The organism is Paenibacillus sp. MT124, assembly GCF_058792755.1.
In genome coordinates this window covers 2,932,522-2,948,587 of sequence record NZ_CM179500.1, presented here as the reverse complement: position 1 = coordinate 2,948,587, position 16,066 = coordinate 2,932,522, and the positions used below count along the sequence as shown (strand labels likewise).

The window sequence follows — 16,066 nt, the reverse complement described above, 5'->3', positions numbered from 1 at the left end:
GTTCCATGATACTAGGTTATATCTTACTGGGGATTTCATTGTCAGCCCCAATCGGTCCCATCAATGCTGCTCAGTTGGACAAGGGTGTTCGGGGTGGATTCATGCCTTCCTGGTTTGTTGGACTCGGCGCGATCACTGCTGATATCATTTACATGCTGCTCGTCTATTTCGGCATCATTCATTTGCTGGATCTGCCCTTTGTAAAGGCTTTCTTATGGCTATTTGGTTTTTTTGTGCTTGTGTATACCGGTGTGGAAAGCATCAAAAATGCAGGAACCCTTACGCAGTCGAATATGAGAGGGGACGAAGCAGCGCTATCCAAATCGTTCATGAATGGATTCCTGATGTCACTGTTCAATCCCCTATCCATTATGTTTTGGCTTGGCATTTACGGATCCATTCTGGCCAAGGCGGTGAATGATTCATCCCTGGAGCAGACGCTAATCAACAGTGGAGCCGTTATTCTGGGTATCCTGATCTGGGATATATTCATGGCCGCCGCTGCGAGTTTATTTCGCAAGTATCTTACTTTAGGCGTCCTTAAGGGCATATCCATCATTTCCGGCCTCTCTCTTGTCGGTTTCGGATGTTATTTTGGAGCGAAAGCTGTTCAGTTTCTGTTTTTCATTTGATCTTGTTCTTTCGAAGTCGAATCCCGGTAATGTGGAAGCTCGGACTTTCCAGGGTGTTGTGTGATTCTTTTTCTTCCTGATCTGTGGTGGAAGACTCTTCATTTTTCTTCTTCTTGTGAACTCGTTGCACAATCATATCGCTAATTCCAATAAGTAAGACAAGCAGCAGACTGATAAAGAATCCGGGTCGACTCAGCGGGTGAAAAAGCGTACCTGTTATAGCGAGGCCAATCAGTACAAGCCCAATCCATCGTTTGACAACGCTGAACCTCCCTGCTTTCAGGAGACGGCCAGAAGATAACAAAATAAACAACCAATTGTACATGAGCATCAATCCGGCTGCAGTTGTTACATATTCATACACCTTGCCAGGAAGCAGCAAAGACATGACGATGGTTGCGATAAGCCCGCATCCGATCAGTGAGAGCGCGAATAATGGATATTTCTTTTTCCATTTTCGCGAGAATAACCGCGGAGCATCTCCTTCCTGGGCCAAGGTCAGCATCATGGAGGTCACCGCATAGAGTGACGCCGTCATGGTAGAGAAACCTGCTACAATTAACACTCCATTGAACAAATGCGGAACAAATGCCAAATGATCACTGCTCAGTGCCAGTACAAAAGGACTCTCTTTGGGATTAAAGGCCCCCAGCGGGACCATGGTCAGAGCCAGTCCAATCGACACAACGTATACCGTTGAAAGCGAGATCAGCATCACTTTGCCTGCCTTGGGAGCCTCTTCAGGTTTTTGAAGACGGTAAGACATGATTCCGAGCACCTCAATTCCCCCATAGGCATAAAAGGCAAATAGAAACGCAGACCACAGACCGATCCCGCCTTTCGGGAAAATTTCAGTCATGCTCAGCGGTACGTTATGCTCATATTTTGTTCCCCCAATCCATCCTGCGAGAAGCGCGATGGCAAGTACCAAAAACATAAGAATTGCTGCGAGTTTGATTATGGCAAGTACATTTTCAACCCGGTCAAATCCTTTATTCCCGAAGAAAACGATGCAAAGACCGACAATTCCAAATCCGGCAGCAAATATCCAGAGAGGAACATTCGGGAACCAAAAACGCGAAAAAATGGACAAGGCCGTCAACTGACTTCCCATAATAAGCAGTTCCGAAAACCAATACACCCATCCACTGGCAAAGCCTGCCCAGCTTCCGAATGCCTTCTTGGCATAAGAACGAAAAGATCCCTGCTCAGGGTGATCCGATGTCATTCTCGCCAAGGCATCAAAAACTACATATGTACCGAGGGCAGCCAAAATGTAAGCCACTAATACTGCAGGGCCACCGATCGAGATCGCGAGGCTGGAGCCCAGAAAGTATCCTGTACCAATGGTGCCTGCTACACCAAGCAAGCTGAGCTGCCACCACTTTAGTTTCTTTTCCTCCGTTGAGGCCTCTGATGCTTTACTCATTTCTTCATTCCTCTTCTGTAATATTTTGGACCGCTTAAGGTATCCTTTCCCAATTGACCCTTTTTCATGTTGAAGACGGGAAACAAAAAAAGCGAACGATAGGGCAAGCCCTTCATCCGCTAATATATTTACACAGATTATTGAATTGGAATTAAACCCACAACCGGATGTGGCGCATAAGGTTCTTCCAACCACGCAATTTCCTCTGCTGTCAGCTTCAAATCTATGGCTGCAACGGCATCCTCCAAATGTGATATCTTCGTCGCACCGATAATGGGAGCTGTTACGGGCTGCTTCTGCATAAGCCATGCCAGAGCAATGTGAACCCGCGGAACACCTTGCTTGCTTGCAATCTCTGCAACCCGCTCTACAATGAAGCGATCCGTATCGGCAGTAGAGTCGTATTTGGATTTCTGGACCTGATCCGTCTCCGAGCGATGCGTTGTTTCCGACCAGTCACGCGTCAGTCTTCCTGAAGCAAGCGGACTGTAAGGAATGACTCCGATCCCTTCCTCCTTACATAGGGGAAGCATCTCTCGTTCCTCTTCACGGTACAGCAAGTTCAGATGATTTTGCATGGAAACGAATTTGGTCCAGCCATTACGCTCAGCGACAAATAAGGCCTTTTGGAACTGCCAGGCGTACATTGCAGAAGCACCGAGATATCTTACTTTTCCGGCTTTGACTACATCATGTAATGCCTCCATGGTTTCTTCGATTGGGGTATGGTAGTCCCAGCGATGAATTTGATACAGATCCACATAGTCCGTTCCAAGCCGCATCAGACTCTTATCGATTTCGCTCATGATGGCTTTACGGGACAATCCGGCGCCGTTCGGTCCTTCATGCATTCGTCCATGCACCTTGGTCGCAATAACAACCTCGTCTCGTTTGGCATAGTCCTTCAAGGCCCGCCCAAGGATCTCTTCACTTGCACCCAGCAAATAGACATTCGCTGTATCAAAAAAGTTGATGCCGATCTCCAGAGCCTTCTTAATGACTGGCCGGCTATTCCCCTCGTCTAGTACCCATTGATGAATCCAGTGGCTGGCATCGCCAAATCCCATGCATCCGAGGCAAATTCTAGACACATCCAACCCTGTCTTCCCCAGCTTCACATATTCCATTTTCTCGTCCTCCTCGTTATTCTTTTCTTAAGTTCCGTCGTCTATATTCAGTTGGCGATAGATCAAAGCGCATTTTAAACACCTTGGAAAAGTGGGTCGTATTTTCGAAGCCGCAGGCGAAACAGATATCCGTTACCGATTGTGTCGACTCGAGCAGGAGCTGACTGGCCAGATCCAATCTGCGATTACGGATCCATTTTAATGGAGAAGAGTTATACAATGTCCGAAATTCACGCTTGAATGTTGACAGGCTTCTGCCAGACAAATAGGCCAGATCTTCAATGGAAACGGGATTGGTCACATTCTCTTCAACGACCTGTTCAATCTGACTCCGTTCAGTAGGATGAGGATACAGCAGCTGTTGCAGCAAATTTGTGTTTGCTTCAGCAAGATGAAACAGCAGCTCCATGAACTTGACGCCGACCAATCCGTCGCTGATCGAATCAGATTGGTTAAAATATGATTTTAGGGAGTTAATATATGCTCTCATTGGGGCGTTAACTGAAATGACAGATACCGGGGCGACCTCATTGATGGAATGAATGGTCTTCCAATCTGCAAAATCTGCGAACTTCTGAAGTATATCCCCGTTCATATAAAACATCATATAATCCAGTAAATGTTCAGTACCGGGCTCACCCGACTTTTCGTAGTCTACCTTGATCGCTTTGTGCAAGAATATCATTTCATTACAACGCACTGTATACTTTTCATTCCTAAATTTAACCGTGTATACGCCTGATTTAACGAACAGCAGTAGATGGTCTTTCAGAAAAAAGCTTCCTCTGGTTCCCTGCGTATGCAAACAAAATTGGATGACTGTAAGCCCATTCCATTTCAAGCTTCCCTCTTTGTCTGGTGCCTGTTCCATTCCTTTTGGAGCATGAATTAATTTTTCAGTTCGTTGTACATCCATTCTTCTTCCTACCTTCTGTCATCTGCTGCAAACATAACCATAACGCTTTTCTGCAAGATTTACTTTGCTCTGAAGCTCAAGTCATGTGATCATTTCGTTCATTCTTCTGAAGGGAATGCATCCGTCAACGCCAAATCAATGAAACCAAAAACGGGTTCCAGTAAACTGGCTCCCGTTCTCCCTTCTATTCTCTTGGGTTATGACCCATTTACCGTCTAGGGTATTTATTCTTATCTGCTTCCGTAATCGCTCGAATGACTCTGCATGGGTTGCCTGCAGCAATGACTCCTGCCGGTATATCCTTCGTCACTACGCTTCCCGCGCCAATCACCGTATTGTCTCCAATCGTTACACCTGGCAGCACAGATACGCCTCCGCCAATCCAGACATTGTCCCCTACTGTAATCGGGAGTGCAATCTCCAACCCTTGATTGCGCTGTTCAGCATCCAAAGGATGACCAGCAGTGTAAAATCCGCAATTCGGTGCAATGAACACATTGCTGCCAAAGGTAATCTTCGCTGCATCCAACATTACCGCATTATGATTACAATAAAAGTTTTCTCCAATCTCAATGTTGTATCCTTGGTCACAATAGAAAGGCTGTTCTATCCAAAACTTCTCTCCTGTTTTTGCCAAAAGTTTTTTCATAATGGCTTCTCTTTCGGATATCATGCGCGGACGAAGCTGGTTGTAGTCGTAGCACAGCTCTTTTGCTTCAAGGCGTTCGTTTACCAACTGCGGATCGTTGTTATTGTCATATAAGAGTCCTTGTTGTGCTTTTTCTTTCTCGGTCATCGTCATTCGTGTAAGCTCCTTTGTTGTGTCTATTTGGGCAATCAAAATTCTATGTATGGACGCAGCAATGTACAATACAATCTATTATAAATTCATCTGTTAGCAAAATACAAAAAAAACACGAGTGATCTATGGGATCACTCATGTTTCATTCAGCTGCCGCTGTCTCTCTATTCATTCAATGCTGTCTTAATCAAGGCATTAACCCGTGAATTGAAGAGCAGACCGATATGGGAAACTAGCGAAACCTGTATGTTATTCGCTCCGCTCAAACGGGAAAGTGCAGGAGAAACGATCGTGTCACTGGTAGAGTAGATGGAAGTAACCTCAACTCCCTGTGGGGCTGAAGTTGTAGTCAAACGATTGGCGCCCCCCAAGGTGACCAGCTTGTCCACTTTGGTAGAGCCCCCGCGGTTCAATATGTAATATAAACTATTAGCCCCGCCCATACTATGAGCCACAATGTTAACTTTGCTATGGCCTGTTTCCCGAAGTACATTGTCTACGAATTGACTGATAGCTGCCGAATTCAACAGCTGATTCCCCTGCTTGCTGGGCAGATCAATCGCAAACAGCTCATCTCTGGACCAACCTTGACCACGCAGATAACTTTCAATATAAGCGAAATTGCTATCAGAACCTGTTAATCCATGAACAAAGACAACAGGTGTCCGTTCTGTCGCAGCGAATGTCTTTGAGCTTTGACCAATACCAGGTATCGAAATGGCTATCAGTATGCTCATGACCATGGCAAAAAACAATTTACTCTTTTTCACATCATTCACTCTCCTAAAATATAATTTACACTATATATAATATAAGTGAATTAATGGTATATAAATGGATCTTTAGTCTCAAATTTAATCGATTCAATCGTTAGTAAAGATTTCCTTTAGCCATCCATCCCCTTCTCTGTTATGCTGAATGACGGCAAATTTCAATTTACAGGAGGAACTTCCTAGATGAGACAAACGATTAACCGCTTCACTCTTTTCTTCTTCGCCATGACCCTTGTGGTATTCCCTTTTTCGTGGAGCAAAGCCCATGCTGCCGCTTCGTACAAATCGCTAGATTTGTATTTCCCGACAGATATTGATGGCCACTGGGCGTACGATACGCTTGACAATTTCGTTAACGCTGACCTCCTTAACGGTTACAGCCTGGGCAATGGCGAGGTCGCTCTTAAGCCCAATCATCCCATCACTCGTGCAGAATTCGTAGCTATTCTTGTTCAGGCTACAGGACTACATAGTACAGCTCAAGGAAAATCCTTCAGTGATGTAAAAGCAGGCAAATGGTATGCTGAGTCCATTCGGATTGCCAGTTCACTCGGCGTCGTTGGGGGTGTAAGCAGCACTGAATTCGGACCTGACCTCCCGATTACGCGCGGCGATATCGCTGTAATGGTCGTACGTGCGTTCTCCGATACGGTAGAGTTTAAAGGTCCATCCAAAACCTTCAAGGACGTCCCAAACTACTATGCAGCTTCCGCTATTACTAAAGCGAGCCAGGCTGGTATTGTTTCAGGAATGACAACGACTACGTTTCAACCTTTCGCAAAAGCTACACGCGCTCAAGCTGTAGTCATGCTTGAACGTGCTTTACAATTGGAGCAAACCGAGCTGCCGGATACATCTGAACTGACGGCACTTGCTTCCACTGCTACGAAGTCGGAGATTCAAGCTATGACGGATCATAAATATGATCAGTTGTCTGTAACCTATGCAACCTATTACACAGGGTATCAGCTTTCATCCAATTTTACGTCTCTGGAAGATATTACTTCTGCAGTAGATGAAGAAACCACAATGGATATTGAAATGCTCTCCCAACCGAATTTTACTGTCATCGAAACCTCTAACCGTTTGGCTGTATTAGAAGCAGAAGGCGGCAAGATGAAAGTAACGATCCATTCGGGTAAAGAACAACAGGAAGAAACGGTTTCCATGGACGGATTGTATAAACTCAAGAAAATGAATGATAACAGCTGGAAAATCTATGCCATCCTTCCTTATGAAGAATAGGCACTAATCTATCATTTATTTCATTAACACCAAAAACCACTGAATCCTAATTCAGTGGTTTTTGTATCTAATAGATTATCCATCAATTCGTGACTAGCCTTTCAGGCCAGCTTTCTTGCTTTGAGCGCCAATTCGAAGGCGTCTCCCCTTCCCATAGCCGGAATGCCCGATAAAATGAATTCTGGTCTTCATACCCTACAAGAAAGGCCACTTCTTTGATATCAAGTGACGGATCAGCTAGGTATACTCGAGCCTGCTCATGTCTGGCTTGGGTCAGCAGCTGCTTGAAGCTGGTGTTCTCATCGGTGAGTCTGCGCTGTAGTGTACGATCACTTACGCCTAACTCCTTCGCTACGATTTGGACATCGGGACGTCCACCTGTGAGGCTCCGTTTAAGAATCCATACGACCGCTTCTGTCATGGATTGAGCCTGTTTCTGTTCATCCAGCGAGCGATCAAGTATGGGCGTCAGCATCTCAAGCAGCTCTTCGTTATACGTGATGAAGGGCAGATCCAGATCCTTTTGACGCAAAATCAATCGATTGCTTGTTGCACCCTTCCGGATATCGCAGCCGAAGTAAGCTTCCAGAGCCTTCACATCCCCCATGGGCTGTGAGAATTCGACCTGCAGTGCATTCAAAGACAGCCCCGTACCACGACGTCCTAGCTCCAGAAGAAAGGCCAGCGTAATTCCAACCAGGACGGGAGGTCCGGACGGTCCACCATTCATCCACTCCAGTTCAATAATGCAGCGATCATGCTCCTCGGTAATGTGCAAGCCTTCGGGAGGACACATCCGTTTGTACCGAGCCATCCGATATAGCGCATCACGGTAGTCACGAGCATGGTAGGTGGCTAATACACTTGGTGGATAGTGGGCTGTTTCAAAAGCGGTTGCCAGTTTGATGATTCCTTCAGCCGTATCGCCCATGAGGTCGGAATAAGCCTGCCAGATTGCAAAATATTCGTCTGTATTGACGATCGTATTCGTAATCTTGGTGAGTGGCAGTTGTGCTCTGCGGGCTACGACATGGGTGTCGATCCCCAATTGCTCCAAGCCTGCCCAGAATCCGGCTGGAATCTTAATACGTTCTATGGAATGCGGCTTCATCTTTTGGTCTCCTTCAATTAATCATAAGTATAAACAAGAATACTCCTTCGTTCACCAGATGTCTAATCTCCTGGTCATGTCAACTTGAAGAATAACCAAAACCACATTATTACATAAACTGACTCATCCGAATTGCCTTCACAAAATAAAAAAGCCGCCATGATGGCGACTGATTTATCTTGCAATTTGGAAGCAGGTTTACTTCCTATTATTTCTTAATAATTCCTTGCTTGAGCAGCTCGTTCACATTAAGTGATTGGTCATAAGGAACATCGATCTTTCCTTCATTCACCAGTTTAATGATCTCATCCCGATAAGGGCTAGCGAGATCGATTCCAACGATCTCCCAGTTATTGTCCACTTCCGGGGAAATCTCCTGATGTTCTTGAATATATTCAACCAGGTAATCCCGAATGCTGCGTGGTGATTCCCAATCGCGGTTTGCTTCTACCAATTTGTAAGCTTTCAGTGCGCTGCTGTATCGGTAGTTGTTTACAGCAAGCTTCAGTTCTTGTGTATCAGCCAGAGGCTTGCCTTGATACATTACATCGACGATACGCTGCCCTGCAGGCTTGGACAGGTCGATTTTGTAGTCTACGCCAGCAAACATGTCATACAAATAACCTGGAACCTCAGGATCGAAGCTGATCGAAACATCTCCCTCTTTCCACTGGTTGTAATGGGAAGCAGACCATTCCATATACGCCTTCAGTTCTTTACCCGTAACCTTAACGGTATAGAGCACGTTATCGAATTTGTAAATATCGAAAATATTCGCATATGTGATATTACCTTTTTTCAGATTGGAGGTGTCTTTGAAGAGTGCAGCAGCCGAAACATCCGCTCCGCTCACTTCCATCTGAACCTTGTTGATGAGATCAACCACGGCTGTATCTTGAAGTTTGCCTTCAGGAATCCCATTAATTTCATTCACAGGCTGGAAGTCCTCGGTTGCCTGACCGAAGATACCACCCGACGAGCCTTCCGCTCCGGCAGAACCACCACCTGTAATGAATTGGATCGTAGCTTCGTGCTCTTCCTTCACCAGGTCACGAATCGCCGGATCAGGGGTGTAGGAAGCCATGTCTACCACTTGAACCTGACGGTCCGTCACTTTATTTTTACCTTGATCTTTTTTCACTTCGATATCAAAACGCACAATGTCACGGCCGAGGTTACGAGGGCCACCGATCACGGTTTGTCCGATTTTTTCGTTAACCACAATGTGCATGTGCCCAACCAGCATGGCATCAAGTTCAGGCACCATCTTTACAATTCGTTCAGCCGAGTCTGAAGCTCCGTCTTCGTCGAACTCAGCAAACATGCCTGCATGAGCGCTCGCGATAAGTACATCCACTTTTTTCTCATTTTTGAGGTATTGTGCAACCTTCTTCACCGTTTCACCCATATGCTCGAACGTAAGGCCGTCTACCTTATCGCCGTCCCAACGAGGTACATTGGGTGTCGTTACACCGATAATTCCTACTTTTATGCCATCTACATTAATAATCTTGTACGGCTCGCCAAGTGTCCCGCCATCTTCTGTCTTGATGTTGGCTCCAAGTACGGGGAAGTTCAGTTCTTTCATAATTCGATCCACATGATCGAGTCCAAAATTGAATTCATGATTACCAAAAACCATGGCATCGTACTTCATGGCATTCATGGCTTTGGAAACAGGATGAATGACATCTGTGTTTTTACGATAAATATCATCAGTTAAAATATTGCCTTGATATGTGTCCCCATTGTCAATCAACAACACGTTAGGGGAGGTCTTCTTCACTTCATTGACATATGTAGATATCCGTGCGAGCCCGTTATTCGTTGTTTCCGCACTATCTTCATAAGTATAGCCCCACAGATTCCCGTGCACGTCAGAGGTGCCCAGAATGGTGATTGTAGTGGAGTCGGCTTCCTCTTCTTTTTGAGGAACCTCACTCCCTGTGGACGGCTTCTCAGGAAGCTTTAACTTTTGGCCAATTTGAAGGACATTTACGTTTTTCAATCGATTGAGCTTTTGCATCTCTGCTACGGTTGTCCCATTTGTTTTGGCGATGGTCCACAACGTATCTCCCTTTTTAACGGTGTACGTCTCGGCAGCCGCAATTCCACCAAAAAGAGTAGAGAACACCAAAACCATGATGACAATCCAGCTGAGCTTACTACGATGCTTCATAAATCCCTTTCACCTCTTGTCTTATGTTGTGTGTTACCAAATCTATCCTCTAGATCATAACAAGATAAATGAAATAATTGGAGATTAAATTTACGTTTTGAACAAAATTATTACATTTTGCAACACATTCTTGTCGTTTCGGCAAGTCCATTACATATTTTATTGATAATACTCCAACATTTAGGTGGCTACGAATCATCATATTGTCATAAAAAAAGCCTGATCCACTTAAGGACCAGGCTTCAAATGAACTATCCCTCTACAGTATCTGCTTGCAGAGCAGTCGCGACTTCAATCATCTTGGGAACCACAGCTTCACTGGAAATGGCCACGTACAAATCCCCTGAATATAGCCGGAAAGGAATGTCCACGTTATCCTGCTTCCACATAAAGAAATCTCCATCAATGGACATGGTACTTTCGGTTCCCTGAACCGTGTAAACCTGTGAATACGTAAAGTCAGGCTGGGTTGCAAAGTATGCCTTGCACTCTTCCAGAGTGATGGCTGGTTCCCCAATTTGTTCTTGCATGGTTCGGGTGATACGGAAACGCTGATTCATTGATATGCCTCCAGATTGATTAATTCAAGTATATATTATCATTCATAATAGCAATTTACGTATCGTTTCGGCAAGAAAGGCGCTCGGCAGCCGCCAAGGATGTTAATTTTTCTATATAGACGTGCGCTCTATTCGTTGCTGGTTTGAATGAAAAGAACCTCCCGTGGAGGTCCTGATGATCGTCATATAAACACTATTTGTTGAACCTATTGTTGAACCGTACCTTTGCCAGTTTTTACAGTCTGGACTTCATACATATTTACGGTTGTGCTGATCAGATATTCAGGTTTTTCCTGCCCTCTTTTGTTGCGATGGCCCTGGATGTGTGCATCGCTTTTCTCCCAGTTTTTCCACGCTTCCTCCGATTCCCAACGAATCATAACCATAACCTCTTCATGTTCCTTGCTCTTCTTGTTGACCATGACACTGAAATCAATCAGACCAGGCATATCCACCACTGGGGTTGGGCCATTGAAACGTTCCAGTACCTTGTCACTATGCCCTTTTTCTATAACCATACTGCGCGTTTGAATCAACATCATTATTCCTCCTGATTGCAGTCACACTGGTTACCCTCCAGCCTAACCGCATTTTGGTTTACTCTTTCCACTATTGTAGCCCAATTGAAAATGATTATCAATAAAGCCAAGTTTAGTTCATCTTGTAATTGGAACTCTATGAAAATTTTGCTATACTACACTATGCTAGATTACTGTCCATACGTCCTTTTTTCTACTATTTTATGAATGTGGAGGAATATACAAACATGGTTCGTAAACACATAGGTAAAACCATTGCTGCCACCTTGATTGGTTTGTCCTTGCTTGGAACGACGGTAAACATCGGTGATGTGCATGCAGCACCTGCCATATCGGTCAAGTTGGATAATGTTGCACTGCAATTTGATGCTGCCCCGCGAATTGATAAAGGCGTTACTTATGTTCCCTTCCGTACCGTAGGTGAAGCCTTGAGAATCCAGATTACGTGGAACAGTAAAACCCAAACCGTCAAAGCCGTAGGCAAAGTAAAAGGTCAGGCTACAGAGGTACTTCTTCAAGTGGGGAATACCACAGCCACCGTCAATGGCACCAAAGTGAAGCTTGCCGCAGCCCCGGTTCAGCGAGAAGGACGCGTACTCATTCCGCTCAGTTCGTTCAGCAGCCAATTCGGCGTGGGTGTGAAATGGGATCAGGCCACACGCACAGTTTCTCTCGTATCCCCACAACGTGAAATGCATTTGAGAGCCTTTTATGCTGTGCGGGCATTTCATGAAATCGATCTGGTCCCATCCATGAACTCCGTAGCTTTTGGCTGGAGTCGAATCGACCGGGATGGCCAATTCACGCTTCAAGGGAAGGAGTATTATTTCCCTGAGGCAGCAGGTGAAGTGACCCCCCAGACCATCGTGGCGGATGCTGCAGATCAGAATATCAAACCGTACCTTATGGTATACGCACTGGATGGTCAAGGCGAGCTAACCAAAGTTTTGAGTGACAGCAGTCTGCGCGAGAAATCGATTCAGGGCATAAACGCAGCAGTTACGGAGAATGGATTCGGCGGCGTCGTTCTTGATTTTGAAGGCTTGGGTTTCAAACTGGATGCCAAGCAGCAGCAGAAGCTGCTTAACGACTATGTCAAACAGTTAAAAGCTTCCTTGCCTCCTGACATTTCGATATCACTGGCTGTACCGCCTCTGAACAGTGCATATAAAGGCTATGATTACAAAACGCTCGCTTTCTTGGCAGACGATCTTATTATTATGGCTTATCAATATAACCCTGCGGGTACCAAGGCACAGATTCCTGAGCCCAACAGTCTCGTTGACCAAGCCATCCAGCTTGCACTTAACGCAGGTGTTCCAAAAGACAAGCTGCTGCTTGGCATTAACTTAAACAGCGAAACGGGAACCTCCGTTGATGACAAGCTTGGATTAGCCAAGAGATATGATCTCAAAGGGGCAGCATTCTGGCGCCTTGGCTTATTCCGTGAATTCAACAATAATATGGTAGAAGCCGTGAATTCGTCAGTGATCAAAGAGTAAAAGACATTCATTTTTATGAGCAGGATGTGATGAAGGATCTCCTGCCCTGCAGGAGTATGTCCACGCAAACTTGTCTTCTATGAATATACTATTCTATCTTATCGGATAGGAGGTATGCAGAATGACTCAGTTTCTGGATGCAAGAGTCTCAATCAATGCAACGTCGACCAACTCCATTTCTGTACCCATCCCCGTAATCAATACCCCTACGTTATTTGCCCAAATTGGTCTTATTACTGCGGGTACAGGGGCTAATCCCAGGGTTCAACTCAAAGGGACGATTACGGTTCAGTTACCTCTGGCGCTTTTTGTAGTGAGAGTTACCATTGTGAGAGGTACGCTGGCGACAGATCCTATCATCTATTCGGCAAATAGTACCTATGGATTGAGCGGTTTACTCGCACCTGAAATCATTACTTTTTCAGCGAATGACTTTAACCCTCCCATTACATCACAACTAACGTATTCAGCGTTTATCAGTACGAACTTGCTCGGAACGGTTCGAGTCGGACCCGAAAATTTTGACGGCTTCCTCGTATCTGATTGATCATTGATCGATTTCCATTCATACCCTACCGCTGCAAATGCGGTAGGGTTTTTGAATGAAGAAAAGCCCCCTCACAGTTGAAAGGCTAGATGCCACTTCAGCTGTACAGGGAGCTACCCAGATCAGACGTTATTAAGAATACTGCTTCAATACCTGCCCCAGAATTTCAATCCCCTTCACAATCTGTTCATCGGAAGGTGTGGAGAAATTCAATCGGATCGCATTGCAAGGTTCACTCTCATCAACGAGGAATGCCGTGCCTGGAACAACGGCTACGCCGCTGGCTGCAGCTGCCTTGGCATAACCCAGCATCGGAATATGAGCCGGCAGATCACACCAGAGGAAAAGACCACCATCCGGTTGGGTAAACGTAATGGAATTCCCCATGTGTTCCTTGAGTTTGTCCATCATTAAGGCAGATTTTCTGCGATATATTTCACGAATACTGCTGATATGTTCTGCATACTGGTATTCTGCCATGAACTTGTATGCCAAGATCTGAGGAAGCATCGCCGTATGTACGTCTTCTCCCTGTTTGGCAACCACCATCTTCTGCACGACTTCGTTCGGTGCCAGCACATAGCCAACACGCAAGCCGGCAGACAGGATTTTGGAGAAGGAGCCCACATAGATCACTAGTCCCTCTTCGTCCATGGATTTGATAGTAGGTACATCTTCTCCACTGAATCTAAGCTCACCGTATGGATTATCTTCCAGAATCATCACACCATACTGTTTGGCGAGAGCATAAATGGCTTTGCGTTTCTCCAGACTTGTCGTTACTCCCGTCGGATTTTGGAAACTCGGAATCAGGTAGATCAATTTCACATTCTGCTCCGTCTGCAGTGCCAGTTCCAGCTTGCCGATATCAATACCGTCGCTTTCCATTGGAACGCCAACCAGCCTTGCACCTGAAGCCCGGAAGGAGTTTAACGACCCTATGAAGCTTGGGCTTTCACAGATGATCGTGTCTCCCTCGTTGCAGAATACTTTGCAGGCAAGCTCAATGCCTTGCTGTGCACCCGAGACAATAAATAGCTCGTCCGATGCTGTGCCTGTGTTATAGTTCGTCTTCAGGTGATGGGTCAATGTATCGCGCAGCGGGGCGTAACCTTCAGTTATCCCGTATTGCAGAGCCGTAACTGGATCCTGCTCCAGAATGGACTGAGTGAATGTCCGAATGGCTTCAATGGGAAATGTCTCCGGAGCGGGATTTCCCGCAGAGAATGGAATAACGTTCTGGCCCGAGGATGCCTTCAGGATTTCTCGAATAATGGACGGCTGCAGCGCAGCAATCCGGTTTGAAAATGAATAGTTCATCTTAATATAATGCCTCCCTGCTTCAAATCTGACGCTCAATACTACTTCTACATTCTTTTCTATTATACGAGTACTTCTCTGTTTTCAAAATGGTCTGCTTCAAATTCGTCAAAAACAATAAAAAAGAGGTCGACATACGCCGCCTCTTTCAGATCCATCAATATGCATTTTTTCCCCACATTACCCGCGAGCAGCATTCATCTCTGATAACCTTGTAGCCTTGACCAGATATGTTGCCAAACCAGGAAATAAGCGAGCTAGCGCGGGGTAATATTTATTGGTTCTGGCAAAAGCCAGCTTCTGGATTCTCCGTGCACGCCGAAGCAGCTCTGTAAATTCATCGCTCGCGTCTTTTGCGTATCCTTCCTTCCACTCCGCAAATCCGATGTCCTTTTGCAAGTAACGGTGGGTCCACTCTGCACACAGGATGGAAGAACGCAGCGCAATGGACATGCCGTCACCGCACAGGGGAGGAATCATCAGCATCGCATCTCCAATATGCGGGAACTGCGACCAAGGCTCAGGCACGTTCGACAAGTGAAGTGGAGCGATGGAAACCTGAGTTCCCTGAACAGGCTTTCCAGCTGCCAGTCTTGCTGCGAGCCTTCCATTCGTTTCGGAGGCCGCCTGCAGGATATCGGTTACAGACTTGCCGCTTCCCTGCACCGTATCCAGCGTTAACAAGGCTGCAACATTCGCATAGCCATTCTCGATCGGTGAAATGCCGACGTATCCTCCCTCACAGAAATAAAGTTCAACTCTAGCAGGCATATCAAGTCCACTGTAATGAGACTTTATCCCAACGTATACAGTATCATCCCGAGTTTCAGGCGGAGACGTCATTCCACGCGGCTTTTTGGTTCCATACGCTCCGATGACAGCCTTCGTTCTATAGCTTAATCGTTCATTCCCTTGTTTGACCTGTACCTCGTAATGATCATCTTCAAGCAGTTGAATACCAACAATCTTTGCTTTTGTTATAATTTCGGCTCCCGCAGCCTCAGCTTGCTTGTGGAGAATGCGGTCCAGTTCATGTCGACTGATGCCATAAGCGGATCCGGGCAAGGGAGCTTCAATCTGACCGCCCTGAGGCATAATGATCTGTGCATGATCCATCGTGCTGGGCTTCACTTCCTGAAGCTGAATATTTAGATACTCCAGCATTTCTTTGGTCTCTGGTGACATGAATTCACCGCAGGTTTTGTGCCTGGGAAATGACTGTTGATCCAATAGAAGCGTACGATGACCTTGTTTGGCCAGCTGCAGGGCGCACGAACTGCCAGCGATTCCAGCACCTAGTACAATGACATCTAATGATTCGGACACATAGCATCCCCTGCCTTTAAATTGAATTTTGCGCAGCCGTGACTATAATGCCACCTTC

15 protein-coding genes are annotated in these 16,066 nt (G+C 45.8%); 4 read left to right on the top strand and 11 right to left on the bottom strand.

The window, feature by feature from the left end:
- Positions 1-5 precede the first annotated feature (5 nt).
- Positions 6-632, top strand: coding sequence for a LysE family transporter (locus tag AC3RCI_RS13565; protein WP_492529477.1), 627 nt, complete (start codon positions 6-8; stop codon positions 630-632).
- Here the strand turns inward: AC3RCI_RS13565 and AC3RCI_RS13560 are convergent.
- The 5 genes from AC3RCI_RS13560 to AC3RCI_RS13540 all read right to left on the bottom strand — a co-directional run bounded on the left by AC3RCI_RS13560 (position 625) and on the right by AC3RCI_RS13540 (position 5,649).
- Positions 625-2,061, bottom strand: coding sequence for an amino acid permease (locus AC3RCI_RS13560; protein ID WP_492529475.1), 1,437 nt, complete (start codon positions 2,059-2,061; stop codon positions 625-627). The two genes, AC3RCI_RS13565 and AC3RCI_RS13560, sit on opposite strands and share 8 nt — an antisense overlap.
- Positions 2,062-2,198: 137 nt before the next feature.
- Entirely contained in the window at positions 2,199-3,188 is a 990-nt protein-coding gene (locus tag AC3RCI_RS13555) for an aldo/keto reductase (protein ID WP_492529473.1), read from the bottom strand.
- 16 nt (positions 3,189-3,204) lie between these two features.
- Entirely contained in the window at positions 3,205-4,104 is a 900-nt protein-coding gene (locus AC3RCI_RS13550) for a helix-turn-helix domain-containing protein (RefSeq protein WP_492529471.1), read from the bottom strand.
- Positions 4,105-4,312: 208 nt separating this feature from the next.
- Complete coding sequence (locus AC3RCI_RS13545; protein ID WP_492473780.1) at positions 4,313-4,900, bottom strand: sugar O-acetyltransferase; 588 nt, start codon at positions 4,898-4,900, stop codon at positions 4,313-4,315.
- Positions 4,901-5,070: 170 nt separating this feature from the next.
- Positions 5,071-5,649 carry an esterase/lipase family protein gene (locus tag AC3RCI_RS13540; RefSeq protein ID WP_492529893.1) on the bottom strand — a complete coding sequence of 193 codons (579 nt, stop codon included), beginning with the start codon at positions 5,647-5,649 and terminating at the stop codon, positions 5,071-5,073.
- A gap of 213 nt (positions 5,650-5,862) precedes the next feature.
- Here AC3RCI_RS13540 and AC3RCI_RS13535 point away from each other — a divergent pair, with 213 nt between their 5' ends.
- Positions 5,863-6,924, top strand: coding sequence for an S-layer homology domain-containing protein (locus tag AC3RCI_RS13535; RefSeq protein ID WP_492529469.1), 1,062 nt, complete (start codon positions 5,863-5,865; stop codon positions 6,922-6,924).
- A gap of 82 nt (positions 6,925-7,006) precedes the next feature.
- Here AC3RCI_RS13535 and AC3RCI_RS13530 read toward each other — a convergent pair whose 3' ends face one another.
- The 4 genes from AC3RCI_RS13530 to AC3RCI_RS13515 all read right to left on the bottom strand — a co-directional run bounded on the left by AC3RCI_RS13530 (position 7,007) and on the right by AC3RCI_RS13515 (position 11,313).
- Positions 7,007-8,035 (bottom strand): helix-turn-helix transcriptional regulator, encoded by a 1,029-nt coding sequence (locus tag AC3RCI_RS13530; RefSeq protein ID WP_492529467.1) that lies wholly within the window; start codon positions 8,033-8,035, stop codon positions 7,007-7,009.
- A gap of 208 nt (positions 8,036-8,243) precedes the next feature.
- Positions 8,244-10,214: a 5'-nucleotidase C-terminal domain-containing protein gene (locus AC3RCI_RS13525; RefSeq protein WP_492529465.1), complete on the bottom strand. Its 1,971-nt coding sequence runs from the start codon at positions 10,212-10,214 to the stop codon at positions 8,244-8,246.
- Between the two features lie 251 nt (positions 10,215-10,465).
- On the bottom strand, positions 10,466-10,774 hold the full coding sequence (locus tag AC3RCI_RS13520; RefSeq protein ID WP_492529463.1) for a hypothetical protein: 309 nt from the start codon (positions 10,772-10,774) through the stop codon (positions 10,466-10,468).
- A 206-nt stretch (positions 10,775-10,980) separates the two neighbouring features.
- The gene (locus AC3RCI_RS13515) at positions 10,981-11,313 is read right to left on the bottom strand and encodes an antibiotic biosynthesis monooxygenase (protein WP_127535879.1); all 333 of its coding nucleotides are present in this window, start codon (positions 11,311-11,313) and stop codon (positions 10,981-10,983) included.
- A 227-nt stretch (positions 11,314-11,540) separates the two neighbouring features.
- Between AC3RCI_RS13515 and AC3RCI_RS13510 the strand changes: the two genes are divergently transcribed.
- Both AC3RCI_RS13510 and AC3RCI_RS13505 read left to right on the top strand, forming a co-directional pair.
- On the top strand, positions 11,541-12,815 hold the full coding sequence (locus AC3RCI_RS13510; protein WP_492529461.1) for a stalk domain-containing protein: 1,275 nt from the start codon (positions 11,541-11,543) through the stop codon (positions 12,813-12,815).
- 121 nt (positions 12,816-12,936) lie between these two features.
- Positions 12,937-13,362 carry a hypothetical protein gene (locus tag AC3RCI_RS13505; protein WP_492473746.1) on the top strand — a complete coding sequence of 142 codons (426 nt, stop codon included), beginning with the start codon at positions 12,937-12,939 and terminating at the stop codon, positions 13,360-13,362.
- Between the two features lie 132 nt (positions 13,363-13,494).
- Here the strand turns inward: AC3RCI_RS13505 and AC3RCI_RS13500 are convergent, their stop codons facing one another.
- Together AC3RCI_RS13500 and AC3RCI_RS13495 are read right to left on the bottom strand one after the other, a co-directional pair.
- Positions 13,495-14,682: an aminotransferase-like domain-containing protein gene (locus AC3RCI_RS13500; RefSeq protein ID WP_492473747.1), complete on the bottom strand. Its 1,188-nt coding sequence runs from the start codon at positions 14,680-14,682 to the stop codon at positions 13,495-13,497.
- Positions 14,683-14,862: 180 nt separating this feature from the next.
- The gene (locus AC3RCI_RS13495; protein ID WP_492473748.1) at positions 14,863-16,008 is read right to left on the bottom strand and encodes an NAD(P)/FAD-dependent oxidoreductase; all 1,146 of its coding nucleotides are present in this window, start codon (positions 16,006-16,008) and stop codon (positions 14,863-14,865) included.
- Positions 16,009-16,066 lie beyond the last annotated feature (58 nt).